General features: G+C 72.7%; 9 protein-coding genes. 2 read left to right on the forward strand and 7 right to left on the reverse strand.

All coding sequences use genetic code 11. The features are described 5' to 3' along the window. Window positions 1–88: 88 nt before the first annotated feature. On the reverse strand, window positions 89–2863 hold the full coding sequence (locus ACTOQ2_RS06880; protein WP_440098867.1) for a helix-turn-helix transcriptional regulator: 2775 nt from the start codon (window positions 2861–2863) through the stop codon (window positions 89–91). Between the two features lie 155 nt (window positions 2864–3018). Between ACTOQ2_RS06880 and ACTOQ2_RS06885 the strand changes: the two genes are divergently transcribed. Next, window positions 3019–3639, forward strand: coding sequence for a LysE family translocator (locus tag ACTOQ2_RS06885; protein ID WP_440098868.1), 621 nt, complete (start codon window positions 3019–3021; stop codon window positions 3637–3639). A gap of 14 nt (window positions 3640–3653) precedes the next feature. On the opposite strand, the gene ACTOQ2_RS06890 is transcribed toward ACTOQ2_RS06885, so the two are convergent. The 4 genes from ACTOQ2_RS06890 to ACTOQ2_RS06905 all read right to left on the reverse strand — a co-directional run bounded on the left by ACTOQ2_RS06890 (window position 3654) and on the right by ACTOQ2_RS06905 (window position 8135). Then, window positions 3654–4865 carry a hypothetical protein gene (locus ACTOQ2_RS06890; protein ID WP_440098869.1) on the reverse strand — a complete coding sequence of 404 codons (1212 nt, stop codon included), beginning with the start codon at window positions 4863–4865 and terminating at the stop codon, window positions 3654–3656. Window positions 4866–4896: 31 nt separating this feature from the next. Next, complete coding sequence (locus tag ACTOQ2_RS06895) at window positions 4897–5283, reverse strand: Rid family detoxifying hydrolase (protein ID WP_440067264.1); 387 nt, start codon at window positions 5281–5283, stop codon at window positions 4897–4899. A gap of 32 nt (window positions 5284–5315) precedes the next feature. Continuing rightward, window positions 5316–6425, reverse strand: a complete 1110-nt coding sequence (locus ACTOQ2_RS06900; protein WP_440098870.1) for an alanine racemase — start codon at window positions 6423–6425, stop codon at window positions 5316–5318. 186 nt (window positions 6426–6611) lie between these two features. Beyond that, entirely contained in the window at window positions 6612–8135 is a 1524-nt protein-coding gene (locus tag ACTOQ2_RS06905; protein WP_440098871.1) for an N-acyl-D-amino-acid deacylase family protein, read from the reverse strand. Between the two features lie 217 nt (window positions 8136–8352). On the opposite strand from ACTOQ2_RS06905, the gene ACTOQ2_RS06910 reads away from it, so the two are divergent. Further along, the gene (locus tag ACTOQ2_RS06910) at window positions 8353–10059 is read left to right on the forward strand and encodes a glycosyl hydrolase family 8 (protein ID WP_440098872.1); all 1707 of its coding nucleotides are present in this window, start codon (window positions 8353–8355) and stop codon (window positions 10057–10059) included. A gap of 734 nt (window positions 10060–10793) precedes the next feature. On the opposite strand, the gene ACTOQ2_RS06915 is transcribed toward ACTOQ2_RS06910, so the two are convergent. Then, window positions 10794–14213, reverse strand: a complete 3420-nt coding sequence (locus ACTOQ2_RS06915) for a DUF4153 domain-containing protein (RefSeq protein ID WP_440098873.1) — start codon at window positions 14211–14213, stop codon at window positions 10794–10796. A 166-nt stretch (window positions 14214–14379) separates the two neighbouring features. Further along, complete coding sequence (locus ACTOQ2_RS06920) at window positions 14380–15069, reverse strand: response regulator transcription factor (RefSeq protein WP_362679567.1); 690 nt, start codon at window positions 15067–15069, stop codon at window positions 14380–14382. Between the last annotated feature and the right edge of the window lie 16 nt (window positions 15070–15085).

Genomic DNA, 15085 nt, shown 5'->3' on the forward strand with positions numbered 1-15085 from the left:
ACCCGGCTACGCGGCCCGCCCACCCGGTCACGCGAACGGCCCACCCGGTCACGCGGCCCACCCGTCCGGCCGCGACGGGGCGCGGTGGTCAGAGCAGGCCGTCCCGGTGGGCCACGGCGGCCGCCTGGGTGCGGGAGGAGACGCCCAGCTTGCCCAGGATGTTGGAGACGTGCACGCTCACCGTCTTCTGCGCGATGAACAGCCGCTCGCCGATCTCGCGGTTGGGCAGGCCCTCGGCCACCAGGGCGAGCACCTCCCGCTCACGGGAGGTGAGCACGGTCGGCGGCGCGGAGGTGAAGCGCGCCCTGCGTCCCAGCTCCGCCAGGGCCGCGCCGAGCGGCTGGGCGCCCAGTGACTCGGCGGCCTCGACGGCGAGCTTCCATTCCTTCAGGGCGGCGGCACGGTCGCCCTCGACGAGCAGCGCCTCCGCCAGCCGCCACCGCGAGCGCGCGACCTCGTAGACGAATCCGAAGTCGAAGGCCTTGACCACCGCGCGCCACGCCACGACGTCGAGACGGCCGTGCGCGCGGTGCCATTCGGCCTCGGCCCTGGCCAGCCAGGCCAGTCCCTCGGGGCCGAGCGGGCCGCGCCGCACGGAGCCGGGGCCGACGGCGGCGGGCACCCTGGCCCGCTCCAGGAAGGCGTCGGCCTCCTCCGTGCGTCCCAGGTCCGTCAGCGCCCACAGGGCGGTGCTGCTGAGCCGGATCACGGCGGGGTCGTTGGGAAGGACGACGTCGAGCCCCGCGCGGGCGTGTTCGAGTGCCGCCTCCGGGTCGCCGCGCCACAGGGCGTGCTCGGCGGCCAGGCCGCGGCTCATGGCGGTGACCGTCACCTCGTCGGGCCAGAAGGACTCCAGCCACGACAGGCGGTCCTCGACGACGGGAAGGCCCCTGGCCACCTCGACGAAGAGCGCGAAGGACGACAGGAGCGCCTCCTGCGGGGTGCCGACGCGGACGGCGAACCCGGAGGCGACCTTCTCCGCCAGGTCCCACTCCCCCGCGACGTAGTGGATCAGAAGGCGCAGGAAGCGCAGGTCGGTGCCGTAGGTGCTCCAGTTGAGGCCGCTCTCGCGTGCGAGCCGCAGCCCCCGGTCGGTGGTGGTCGCCGCCTCGGCGAGGTCGCCGCTCTCGTACTGGACCCGGGCGTAGGTGAACATGGCCCGCAGGTCGATGGCGAGGTTGCCCGAGCTCTCGGCGCTCGCGCAGGCGAGCAGCTCCTTGGCCCGGGAGATGTCGTCGGCGAGCGCGGCGAGGGCGGCGAGGGTGATCAGCGCGCTGGTCTCCGCGTCGGCGGCGCCGCTCGCGCGGGCCGTCTCCAGGGCGCGGCGGGCCAGGGCCTCGACCTCGTCGTGTCGCTCGGTCCAGTAGAGCGAGCGGGCGTAGGTCGCGAGCGCGCGGGCGAGCACCGGCCCCTCCGGCGCCGCCTCGACGGCCGCGTACGCGGCGGCGATCGCGCCCTCGACATCATCGGTGTCGATGAGGTAGTACGACAGCCGCTCGTTGATCTCGGCGGAGGGCGGGAGGCGCCGGAGCTGGGAGATCGCCCGGTGGTTGTCGCCGCTGTCGGCCGCCGCGGCGGCGCTGCGCGCGGCGAGGGCGACGTGGCCGATCCCGGCCAGCCGCTCGGCGTCGGGAACCCGGTCCCAGAGCCCGAGCGCCCGGTCGAAGTGGCGGTGCGCCTCGGCGGGAGCCCCCAGCCGCTCGGCCCTCCGCCCGGCCTCCACGGACGCGGCCAGCGCCCCCGGCAGGTCGTGACCGGCCAGGTAGTGGTGGGCGAGCTCGGCCGCCGACCCCCCTCGGGCGGTCAGCAGGCGGGCGAACTCGGCGTGCATCCTGGTCCGCTCGCCGGGCAGCAGGTCGTTGTAGACGACCTCCTGGAGAAGCGCGTGCCGGAAGGCGTAGCCGTACTCCCCGTCGGGGCGGAGCAGGCCGCGCGAGACGATCTCCCGCATGCCCTCCTCGAAGGCCAGGTCGTCGAGGCCGGAGGCCTGCTGGAGCAGGTCGTGGTCGGCTCGGCGGCCCGCGACGGCCGCGCCGCCGAGCACTCGCTGCGCGGGGTCGGAGAGCAGCTCCGCCCGGGAGAGCAGCAGGCCGGCCAGGCCGTCGGGCATCGAGGAGCCCTTGGAGGCGGCCTCCAGCAGCTCCTGCGCGTAGAAGGGATTGCCCTCGGCCCGGTCGACGACCTTCCGCATCACCCCGGCGTCGGTGCCGCCGAGCGCGGCCAGGTAGTCGGTCATCTCGTGGCGGTCGAGAGGCTCCAGCTCCACCGGCGTCACCGAGGGGAGGCGCTTGAGCTCGGCGAGGACCCGGCGCAGCGGGTGGCGGCGGTGGAGGTCGTCGGTGCGGTAGGTGCCGACGAGGCAGACGCGCTCGGTCTGCAGCATCCGGCTGAGGAAGACCAGCAGGTCGCGGGTGGACTGGTCGGCCCAGTGCAGGTCCTCGAGGACGAGCAGCACGGGCCGCGTGGCCAGGAAGCCGAGCACCGAGCCGAAGAGCTGCTGCTGCGTCAGGCCCGACGTGCTCTCCCTGCCGGGGTCGGTGCCGCCGGGCAACAGCCTGCCGAGGACCGGCCTCGCGTCGAGCGCCGCGCGCAGCTCCCCGCGTGCCGAACGCAGGGCGTCGGCGAGCGGGAGGTAGGGGAGGGCGTCGCCGAGTTCGGCGCACTGGCCGATGAGCACGGCGAATCCGGCGGCCTCGGCACGATCGGCCAGCTCGGTGATCAGACGGGTCTTGCCGATGCCCGCGTCACCTCCCACGAGGGCCACCCCCGCCTGCCCCGTGGCCGCGGTGTCGAGCACGGCGGTGAGGTGATCGAGCTCGACCGACCGCCCGATCAGAACACCCCGCGTGCTTTGCCACCCCACGTCGGCGAGTATCGCACGCGGTACCGACGGAATCGACATTCCGGCTGGGTGGACCCATCGGCCCCGTCAGGGGACGAACATGGACCGATTGGTACACCAAAGGGTCCGGGCATTGGCCCTGACGGCGAGGACCGGGACGACCTTAGGGTCGGGGCATGATCTCGCCGTCCACATTGCTGATCTTCTCGCTCGCCTCGCTGGCCCTGGTCCTGGTACCGGGCCCGAACCACATCTACATCATCACCCGCGCCGTCTCGCAGGGCCGGGCCGCCGGTGTGGCGAGCGCGTTCGGCGTCGAGGTGGGCACGCTGGTGCACATCGCCGCGGCGGCGGCCGGTCTCTCGTACGTGATCGCGCGGTCGGCGACCCTGTTCAACGTGATCAAGTGGGCGGGCGTGGCCTATCTGGTCTACCTGGGCATCCGGGCGCTGACGAGCAGGCAGGAGTTCGCGAGCCGGGAGGCCGCACCCCAGCCGCTTCGGGCGATCTTCCTTGAGGGGGTGGTCGTCAACGTGCTCAACCCCAAGGTGATCCTCTTCTTCCTCGCGTTCCTGCCCCAGTTCGTGGAGCCCGAGGCAGGCGCGGTGCCGCTGCAGATCGCCGTCCTGGGAGGAACCCTGCTGCTCCTGGGCCTGCTCTCCGACATGATCTACGCCATGGCGGCGGGCGCCGTCGGCACGCGGCTGAGGACCAGGGCACCGCTGATCGGCCAGTTCAGCGGGGTCGTCTACCTGGGTCTCGGCGTCGCGACCGCGCTCTCCGGCCGCTCCGTCTGAACACCGGGACGGCGTCAGGCGGAGAGCGCGCCCGGGATGCGGTCCAGGATCGGGTAGGGCATGAGCCCGTACGCGTAGAAGTCGACCGCGTCTGCTCCCGAGGCCCGCACGGCGCGGACCTTGGCGGCGAGGCGGTCGGCCGAGTCGGTGTCCGGCAGGCCCGGCCGAAGGACGACCCGCAGCTCCTTGTCCTTGCCCGTCGAGCGGCGATAGGCGACCACGTCGTCGGCCACCCTGGCCGCGTCGCGGGCGTAGGCGAGCACGCCGAGCGAGGGCACCAGGTCACCGAGGGCGACCAGGTCGACGCCGAGCTGCCAGGAGTCGTGCGCGGCGAGCCCGGGTGAGGGCAGGCCGTCGGTGTAGCCCTTGACGGCGCCGGTGGCGTCGAGGAAGACGAGGCGCGAGCCCTCCGCGGTGACGGCGGTGGAGACCTCGGAGACCAGCGAGGTCACCACCTCGGAGCGGGCCCGCGCGTAGGCGACCACCTCGGGCCCCGCGTACGCGGTCAGCGCGGCGCGGGTCACCTCGCCCTGGGCGGGAGGGTCGCCGTCGAGCACGGCGCCCACGATCCTGGAGCACTCCTCGCGCGCCACCTCCGCGTTGACGCCCAGGTCGGCGGCGCGGCGCATGCAGAAGCCGCAGAAGCACAGGCCCAGCAGGAACGCGTCCATCGGCCCGAGCGGGACGAAGCTGCGCTCGTGGTGGTAGCCGTGGCCGAAGGTGCCGAAGTGCAGCGCCTCCGCCACCACGCTGTCGACACCCTGCCTGGCCACCGCCCGCCCCAGCGCGACCGCGTACAGGCGCACGTCGGGGTGGGAGGGGCACAGGTCGGCGGGCGAGCCGCGGTCGCCGAAGCAGTTGCGTACGGTCACGTCCGGGTCGGCCAGGCCGAGCGTGGTGTTCTGCAGGAAGACGGTCCAGCCGTGCAGCGCGAGCCCGCGCTCGGCGGTGGCCCGGCGCAGGGCGGCCAGCGGCTCGTCCCCGGCACCGTCCTGGACGGGCGGGACCAGCCGCAGCCCGCCGAACAGGTCGGCGGGCGGCGTGAAGTGCGCGCCGTCCCTGCGGAGCGTCACCCGGGAGCGGCCGTGCGGGGTGACGTCACGGGCACGGTGGTAGGCCGCGGCCACGGTCACGCCCGTCACGCCGTATCCGGTGATCCGGTCGAGGACCGCGTCGAGGCCCTCCCCGCGCACGTCCTCGACGTAGACGTATAGCGAGCTGTCCAAGCCACCGCCCTCCCACGAAGTCGGTCAGACTCTAACGCGGCTTGTAGGCCACGAAGTCGATCTCGACGAGGATGTCCATCAGGTCGGAGCCGACGGTCGTGCGGACCGGGTACGGGCGGGTGAAATACGACTTGTACGCCTCGTTGTAGGCGGCGAAGTCACGCTTGAGGTGCTCCAGGTGCACGGTCGACTTCACCACGTCGTCGAAGCCGAGCCCGTGCGCCGCGAGGATCGCGCCGAGGTTGCGCATCACCTGGTGGGTCTGCTCGGCCACGTCGGTCCCGACGACCTCGCCGGTCTCGGGGCTGAGGGGCCCCATGCCCGAGGTGTAGACGAAGTCGCCGACCACGAGGCCCTGCGAATACGCCCCGACGGGCGCCGCGCCCTCGTCGGTCCTCAGCTCCTGCTTGCCGCTCATCTCAGCATTCCTCACAACGGAAAAACACGACATTAGAAAAAGGTGTTTATCAGATCGACGACGACATACTCCTCGTCGACCACCGGCATGGTCCGCCACTTGTCGAAGGCGGTGCACGGGTGGGAGATGCCGAACGACACCAGGTCCCCCGGCTTCACCGGCGAGCCCGGCGCCAGCCTCAGGACGGTGTGCTGGTCCTGGACCTTGAGCACCGTCGCGTCCGCGACGGCTCCGCGCGGGATCGGCGGCCCCTCGTCGAAGGGGGCGTCGCGCTTGCCGAACCCGACCACGGCCAGACCGGGCTCGGGGACGCTCAGCACGTGCGCCCAGATCTCCAGCGCCGCGCGCAGCTCCCCGTCGATCCGGGTGTACGGGGTGCGCTCGCGGTAGTAGCCGTCGTCGTGGGAGACGTAGGCGCCGCTGCGCAGCATCACCCTGGCCTGGCAGGCGGCGAGCTCGCGACCGATCACGTCGAACCACTGGCTGCCGCCCACCGACAGGATCGGGTCGCGCACCCGCAGGTGCTCCAGCGCCTCCAGCAGCCGGCGCAGGTAGGCCCGCACCTCCTCCGCCGACCCCAGCGACCCCTCGTATCCCGCGACACCCGCCAATTCCACGCCCTCGGCCGCCTGCGCCGCCGAGACGACCTCCAGCAGCTGGGCGAGGGTACGGCTGCCGCCCCGCCCGCCCTCGTGGCCGAGCTCGGCCAGCACGCGGAACGGCCTGGCCCCGGCGTGCCGGGAGAGCGCCTCGACCCCGGCCACCGAGTCGACGAAGCAGAGGAACTCGAACGCGGGATCTGAGGCCAGCTGGGCGGCGAGGGCGGACAGCCCGGCCGGGTCGAAGACCTGGTTGGCGAGGACGATCCGGGAGACGCCGAACTCGCGCAGGGTGAGCGCCTGGCTGGGGGTGGCGACCGTGAGCCCCCACGCGCCCGCGTCGAGCTGCGCCCTGACCAGTTCGGGCGACATGGTGGTCTTGGCGTGCGGGGCGAAGGTGAGCCCGTACTCCCGGGTGAAGGCCGCGAGGGTCGCGATGTTGTGCTCCAGCGCGGCGCGGTGGGCCACCATCACGGGGAAGGTGAACGCCCCGCCGAACAGCGAGGCCCCCAGCGCCGCCCCGGGATCCACGATCCCCTTCACGTCCCGTCCCCCTCTGGTCGCCTCGGCGGGTCCGCCGGCTCGCCGGCCGCCGGATCCGGGCGTGGGAGATCGCGTCCCCGCCGGCTGCCCTGAGGACCCTATCCTCACGATCCTCACGGCGCCCTCTCCAGGGCCGTGCCCTCGTGGCCCTGGTGGCCCTCGTGGCCCTCGCGGCTTCCTGAGGGCTCAGGGGCGCAGCGCCCTGCCGGGGGTGGCGCCGGTGAGCTCTCCTCCGGCGAGGACCGGGACCCCGGAGACGAGGACGTCGCCGATCCCGGTGGCCGGGGTGCGCGGGACGGCGTACGTGGCCAGGTCGGCGACCGCGGTGGCGTCGAGGACGACCAGGTCGGCGACCTGCCCGGGGCGGACGAGGCCCCGCCCTTCGAGGCCGAAGCGGCGGGCCGGGTGCGAGGCGAGGTGGACGACGGCCTGCTCCAGGGTCCAGTCGCCGGTCTCGCGGACGTGGTGGCCGAGCATCCTGGCGAACGCCCCGTAGCCCCGGGGGTGGGGGTGGCCGCCCACGTAGATGCCGTCGGAGCCGCCGGTGTGGGCCGGGTGGCGCAGGATCGCGCGGACCGACGCCTCGCCCTCGGGGCCCTCGTCGGGGCGGGCCGACACGCATCCGGCCTCCAGCCGGGTGTCGACCAGGATCCTGCGGCAGAACTCCCCCGGCTCCAGTCCCGCCTCGGCGGCGGCGTCGGGCAGCGTCATCCCCTCGGCCCACTCGGCGCCGGGCACGTGGGAGAAGGTGATCCTCGGCCAGAGCGTCTCGTCCCACTCGATCGGCTCGGACTCCAGGATCTCCAGCGCGCGGCCGGTGTCGGCGGCCGGGACCCACGCGGGCAGCGCGAGCATCGCGAGGATCGTGCTGCCCCGCAGGTAGGGGTAGGTGTCGAAGGTGATGTCGATCCCCATGAGCCGGGCCTCGTCGACCAGCGGCAGGAGCGTGGCGGCCGGGCCGTGGTAGTGCGAGACGTGCACGGCGGCGCCCGAGCGCCGGGCGATGTCCGTCACCTCGGCCATCCCCGCGGGGGCCGCGGCGCCGTACCCGCGCATGTGCGTCACGTACGGCAGGTGGTCCAGCGGCGCGCAGAGCGCGGCGATCTCGGCGGCGTCGGCGTAGCGGCCCGGGGCGTACTCGAGGCCGGTGGAGAGACCGCAGGCCCCCTCCGACAGGCCGCGCTCGACGCGGGCCAGCATCGCGGCCAGCTCGCCGGCGGTGGCGGCCCGCTCGGCGGCGCCCATCACGTCGTGGCGGATCGTGCCGTGCGGCAGCAGGTACGCGGTGTTCAGGGCGGTCGCCCGGTCGTAGCCCGCGAGCAGTTCCCCGACGCCGACCGGCCCGTCGGCCGAGGGGTGGACGCCGTTGACGGCCGCGAAGTAGCGGGTGGCGTAGGCGAAGGTCTCCGGGGTGGTGGAGGGGGCGAAGGAGAGCCCGTCCTGGCCGAGGACGAACGTGGTCACGCCCTGCCGGAGCGCGGCGAGCTGCACCTCCTTGTCTAGGACGAGGGCGTCGCCATGGGCGTGGCAGTCGACGAGGCCGGGCATGACGTGGCGCCCCGCGGCCTCGACGACGGTCGTGGCGTCCGCGCCGTCGAGCCGGCCCACGGCGGTGATCCGGTCACCGTCGACACCGACGTCGGCGCGGCAGGCGGGGGCTCCGGTGCCGTCGAGCACCCAGCCATCCCTGATCAATACATCGAACGACATGCGGGGATTCAATCACCCGGAAGGTGTTCGCCACATCCAGCGCTCGCCTTCGTTCTCCCTGCCCATGTCCTGGATTTCCCCTCGATCACGGAGTGGGGGAATTTGGGCCCCCCACCCCCCTTGACCGTAGCGCGTCAGGGATGGTGCCATCTTTCCCTAGTTAGGAACCTTTCCTAACTAGATAATCGCAGAGAGGGCACCCCCTGTGCATGCGAGATTGCGCCTCCAACGCCTCCAGCGCCCCCCACGCCCCTCGACCGTCCTCGTCCTGGCACTGGCGTCGGCACTGATCGCATCGGTGTTCGTGCTGGCGGCGCCGCCCGGCTTCGCCGTGGACTCTCTGCTCTCCCAGGGCCGCCCGGCCACCTCGTCCTCCGACGAGGACGCCACGCTGCTCCCCGGCGCCGCCTTCGACGGCGACACCGCCACCCGCTGGGCCTCCGCCGAGGGCCACGACCCCGAGTGGATCCGCGTCGACCTCGGCGCCTCCGCCACCATCTCCCGGGTCAGGCTGACCTGGGAGGTGGCGTACGGGAAGTCGTACCGCGTCGAGGTCTCGCCCGACGGCTCCACCTGGACCACCGCCTACTCGACCACCACCGGCGACGGCGGCGTCGACGACCTGGCCCTGTCGGGCACCGGCCGCTACGTGCGGATGTACGGGACCGCGCGAGGCACCTCCTACGGCTACTCGCTGTACGAGATGGAGATCTACGGCAGCACGGGGGGCACGACCCCGACGCCCACTCCGACGATCACCCCGTCCCCCGACGGCCCCGGCGTGCCGTTCGGCTCCCACAAGATCCCCTACGCGGCCGGGATGCTGCGCCCGACCGGCGCCCAGGCCACGCTCGACCAGAAGGTGGTCGACTACTACCAGCGCTGGAAGGCCGCGTTCGTCAAGCAGAACTGCGGCAACGGCTGGTACCAGATCATCTCCCCCGACGCCGACCACCCGTACGTGGCCGAGGCGCAGGGCTACGGCATGGTCATCACCGCCACGATGGCCGGGGCCGACCCCGACGCGAAGAAGATCTTCGACGGCCTGGTGAAGTACGTCCTGGCCCACCCGTCGTCGATCACCCCCGGACTGCTCGCCGCCGAGCAGAACACCTCCTGCCAGAGCGTCAACGGCGGCGACTCCGCCACCGACGGCGACCTGGACGTGGCCTACGGGCTGCTGCTCGCCGACCGGCAGTGGGGCAGCTCGGGCACCTACAACTACCGGCAGCTCGCGATCAACCACATCAACGCCATCAAGGCCGGTGAGGTCAACGCGACCACCAAGCTCATGAAGCTCGGCGACTGGAGCAGCGCGGGCGACCAGTACTACTGGATCAGCCGCTCCTCCGACTGGATGATCGACCACTTCAGGGCGTTCCGTAAGGCCACCGGCGACACGACCTGGGACACCGTCCGCACCAACCACCAGAACCTGATCGCCTCCCAGCAGTCCACCTACGCCCCGAACACGGGCCTGCTCGCCGACTTCGTGGTCAACACCAACACCACCCCGAAGCCCGCACCGAACCAGGTGCTGGAGGACGCCAACGACGGCAAATTCTGGTGGAACGCCTGCCGCGACCCGTGGCGGATCGGCAACGACGCGGTGACCAGCGGCGACACCAGGTCGCTCGCCGCCGCGCGCAAGCTCAACACCTGGATCAAGGGCAAGACCGGCGGCAACCCGAACAACATCGCGGTCGGCTACTCCCTCAACGGCACCCAGATCTCCGGCGGCAGCGAACCGGCCTACTTCGCCCCGTTCGCGGTGGCGGCGATGACCGACTCCGGCAGCCAGGCCTGGCTGGACGCCCTGTGGAACAAGATGCTCAGCACCCCGTTCACGGCGAGCGACTACTACTCCACCAGCATCCAGCTCCAGGTCATGATCACCGTGACCGGCAACCACTGGGTCCCCTGATACCCGCCCGAACCAACGCGACCCCCGTCTTCGGACGGGGGTCGCGCTTTTCATTTCTTCCCGGCCTCGGATTCCGGCCTCAATGCTCACGCGTTGACAGCATGCCGGTTTCATGTAATTTTAGGTCAGCGCTGACGTCCGTCCTTGCGTCGATCCCCATGCAGGAGAACGACGTATCACAGATTTCAGCGACGAGCACCGCTCCCCCGAGAGGTAGTTTGTCGTGCCCGCTTTTCTGGCTGCTCTCCTGGCAGCGATTCCCTGGCTCACCTGTGCCCTCGTCTGCTGTCTGGTGGGAACGTACGCGGCAGCCGTTCTAATGGCGCTTCTGCATTCCGATCCGAAACGCCGGGCTGACGCGAGAGCGGTCCTTGACCGGCACGCTCTCACGGTGCCGCACAGGAGAAAGAATTGACGACCGTGCGACCTCGAACATTTCTCACCCGGCCGATCCTCCCGTCATCGTGTTTCAGTCGGCGTGACCGCGACCTTGATGCCCTTGATGCCTTTGATTAAGAATCCGGCGGGGATCCGCACGCGCCGCCAGTGAAAGTGCCGCGGGCTTCGAAACCGTTCGGCCCGTCCTTCTTCCCGGCCCGCTCACCACCCCGGTGCGGCCTCGGTCCGCGGGGCTCACCGACTTCGGCCTCGCCTCTCACCCGGGCGATCACTTCGGCGCGGAGCCGACGCCGCGATCGCGTACGTCGGCTCCGCTGCCTGCCGGAATGTTGGGATCAGTCCTGGTCGGGGATCTCCAGGCGGGAGAGCGTCTGCGGGCATGAGGCGCCCCTGTCGACCGGGCGCCGTTCCAGCAGTTCCCTCGCCTCGCGACGGGCCAGGTTCCAGCCGTTCCACGGGTCGGGCCCGGCGAGCTCGTTGGCCGCGATCACGTCTCGCAGGACGCAGCTGCGGGCCGGCTCCGGCAGCCTGTCCAGGGCGGGCACGGCCTCCGCGCCGAGGTCGCCGAGGTATTCGAGGTCGACCCGCTCCACGCCCCGTACCGCGATCTGGGTCTCCGCGACCCGCAGGTCGGGGTTCCAGACCGCGAACGCCAGCAGGGAGGCGCTCGTCATGATGACGACGGTCCTGGGCAGCCAGCGCGCGTGCCCGCGTCCGGTGAGCCGGGCCGCGCCCGCGACGAGGACCAGCGCGAAGATCCCGCCCAGCCACAGCACCGTCGCCGACACCGAGGCCCGCAGCCGGGACAGGCCGTAGGCGTCGGCGTACAGGTCCAGGCGGTGCAGCGCGGAGAACAGGATCACCAGGGTCAGCACGCAGAGCACGCCGAGCAGCCCGGCCATCAGCCAGCGGTCGGCTCCCTTGAGCTCCAGCGTCCCCGAGGCGACCGCCACGATGGCCAGCACGAACACGCTGACGACGACGAGCTGGAAGAACCCGGAGCGCGCGTACTCGGCGTAGGTCAGCCCGGTGGCCTCCACCACCCATCGGGTACTGCCGAACAGCACGGTCAACTGCATCCCCACGAACGTGGCGAACAGCAGGTTGAGCGCCGTCAGCGGGGTCACCCAGAGACCGCGCCCGACCGTGACCTTCAGGTCGGGGGCCTTCGGCTCGGCCACGGGCCGCAGCCCCACCAGCACGGCGGAGGCGACCACGACCGCGAAGACGACGAAGAGGAGGATCCGCAGCGGCATCGACTCCGCCCACTCCTGCGCGCTGAACACCCGCTCGACGGCCTCGGCGAAGACCGCGTCCGCCGAGGCGAACAGCGCCCCGAACACCACCAGCAGCACGACGGTGAGCCCGCCCCCCAGCAGCAGCGGCATCACGCGGCGGCGGGACGCGAGGCCCTTCAACCTCGCGCCGAGGAACCACGGCACCGGCAGCAGGCCCAGGACCACCGACGCGGCGCCCCTGATCACCCCGAGCCAGCCGCGCCCGGCCCCCGACAGAGCGAGCGCGGCCGTCAGGAACCCGGCCAGCAGAAGGATCCCGACCAGCCAGTCCGCGTCCCTGAACATCACCGTCGCGACCAGCCCGTAGGCGATCGCCCCCATCCCGGCCGACCAGGGGTTGATCCTCCTGCGCGCCGCGGGGATCGCCGCCACCCCCATCGCCGCGGCCACCAGCACGAGCCCCAGCCCCGCCCTGCTGTACGGCACCGCGACCGCGGCGAGCGCCCCGACGGCGGCCGAGACCGGCAGCACCCAGCGGGGCGTGTCCGGCAGCTCGGGCCGGGGGAAGATCGGCGGTGCCTCGTATCCGCCGGGATCCCCCGGGCCCCGTCCCCCGCCCGGCCGGGAGACCACCGACGAGCCCGTCGCCCCTTCCCGGACGCCTACCGGCGGTGCCCCGCCTTCCCGCCGCGGAGCTTCCGGACCCGCCACGGTGACGCGCTGCGCGACGGGTCCCCGCGCCGGGGAACTGGGCGGGGGCTGATCGGCGGGGGCCAGGATGTCGTCGGTGGGCGTGGTGGCGCCGATGACCGTGCCGACGAACGCGCCGACGGTCAAGATGGCGGCCCCGGCGAACGCGGCCAGCAGCGGGGCGATGCTCGAGAGGCCGATGCCCACGATCACGGCGCACACCAGCCCGCCGACGCCGCCGACGAACACCCCGATGACCGCCCCCGCCCAGTTCCGCATCACGACCGGCTTCTGACGCGCGCTCCCCCTCTGGGCGAGAACGGGCCTCGGGGGGTACGGCTGCGGGGAGGGCCGTACGGGAGGAGAGGATGTGGCGGCGACGTCGGGGACGGCGGCTCCGGGGGCCGTTCCGGGGGTGGCTCCGGGGGCCGGAGCGGCGGGCACCGGCCCGGACGTCACGCCGTGCCCGGGTTCGCCCGTGGCCGTGACCGGGCCGGAGGTACCGGGCGCCTCGCCGGTCTCCCGAGGTTCGGGCACCCAAACGGGTCCGGCGGCCTGAACGGCTCCGCCCGGTTCGCCGGGGCCGGACCCCGAACCGGTCACCGAGTCGGTCGCCGGGCCGTCCGGCGAACCGGTCACCGGACCGGCCGCCGGGTCGGCCACGGAAGCGGCCACCGGACCGGTCACCGACTCGGACGGCGCACCGGCCGCGGACGGGACGAAGGGCGCGGAAGCCGCCGGCCCCGTGGGGGCTTCGCCGGGAGGAGCCTGGCCCGGGGCGACGGCGTCCGCCTCCGCGGGGAGGGAGCCCTTGGCGGGGAGAGACGGGGGGTTCATCTCGGTCCTTTCCGGAAGGTCGGCCACGACGTGGCAGCCGGCACCGTCGTCGAAGTGAATGGAACCGCCGTGGAGCTCGACGATCTCCTTGGTGATGGCCAGGCCCAGCCCGGCGCCGCCGTCGTCGGCGGCCCGGCCCGCGTCCAGGCGCGAGAAGCGCTCGAACGCCCGCGCCCGGTCCTCGGCCGCGATCCCCGGCCCCTGGTCGCTCACCCTCAGCCGGACGCCCTCTCCCCTGGCCGTGGCCGTCAGCACCACCAGCCCTCCGGCGGGGCTGTGCCGCACCGCGTTGTCCAGCAGGTTGGCGAGGACCTGCGCGAGCAGGTCGGGATCGGCGCGCACGCTCAGCCCCTCCGGGACCTCGCAGCGCGCCACCACCCCCTCCCTGGCCATGACGGCCTCCCGCAGTGCCTGCTCGCACAGCTGGCGCAGCTCGACGTCCTCACGCTCGATCAGCCGGGCTCCGGACTCCAGGCGGGACAGGTCGAGCAGCTGCGCGACCAGCCGGCCCAGCCGCTCGGTCTGGGCGAGCGCGGTGCCGAGGGTGACGGGATCGGGGTCTGAGACCCCGTCGACCACGTTCTCCAGCACCGCCCGGAGCGCGGTGATCGGCGTACGGAGCTCGTGGCTGACGTTGGCCACCAGCTCCCGGCGCTGCCGGTCCACCTCGCCCAGGTCAGCGGCCATCGCGTTGAAGGCGCGGGCGAGCTCGCCGACCTCGTCACGGGAGGACGCGGTGACCCGCAGGCCGTACCGGCCCTTGGCGATGGTCTGCGCGGCGGCGGCCATCTCGCGCAGCGGTTTGGTCATCCCCCGCGCGAGCAGTTGCACCATGATCAGTGCGAACACCGCGGCCACCGCGACGCGCACGTCGCGCGAGTATCCGGCGTTGATGCCGACCTCGTTGACGACGAACGCCGCCACCACGGCCAGCAGGATCACCATGCCGAGCTTTATCTTGATCCGGCCCAGGAAGTCGAGAGGTCTCAATGGTCGGCGCGTCCCGGTGTTGGAGGTGAAGGGCACATGAGTGTCTGAGTGACGGAGAGGGCGATCGGTTCTCGTCCGGACGCGAGCGCCGTTTCCGGGGCGTGCCGGCACGCCTCCTCGCGGCCGTATCCGAGCACGTGTCCACCGGCCGCGCCGGAATGCCCGCTCACGGTTTGACGAGGGCGTAACCGACGCCGTGGACGGTACGGACGACGCCGGGGCCGAGCTTGCGGCGCAGGGCCCGCACGTGGCTGTCGACCGTGCGGGTGGCCGCGGCCTCGGAGAAGCCCCAGATGTCGGCGAGCAGCCGCTCGCGCTCGAAGACCTGGCCGGGGCGCTCGGCGAGGCGGCAGAGCAGGTCGAACTCGGTCCTGGTGAGCTGGGCCTCGGTGCCCCGCACGTAGACGCGGCGCTCCGCGGTGTCGATCTCGACGTCGGCGAGGCGGATGACCGTGTCGGCCACGGCCAGCTGGGAGGCCCGCTCGACCCTGCGCAGCAGGGCGTGCACCCGGGCGACCAGTTCGCGCATGCTGAACGGCTTGGCCATGTAGTCGTCGGCCCCGACCCCAAGTCCCACGAGCAGGTCGGTCTCCTCGCCCAGCGCGGTGAGCATGAGGACCGGCACCGGCCTGGCCGCCTGCATGCGCCGGCACACCTCCAGCCCGTCGAGGCCGGGCAGCAGCCGGTCGAGCACCACCACGTCGGGCCCCGTCCTCGCGTAGGCGGCCAGCGCCGCCTGCCCGTCCCCGACGACCTGCACGTCGAAACCCTCGGCGGCCAGCCTGTGGCGTACGGCCCGCGCGATCGTCTCGTCGTCCTCGACCACGAGGACACGTCGTTGTTGAGGGGTTGCCATGCCCGGCAGCGTAGAC

This window comes from Streptosporangium sp. H16, assembly GCF_051918855.1.
Classification (GTDB): domain Bacteria; phylum Actinomycetota; class Actinomycetes; order Streptosporangiales; family Streptosporangiaceae; genus Streptosporangium.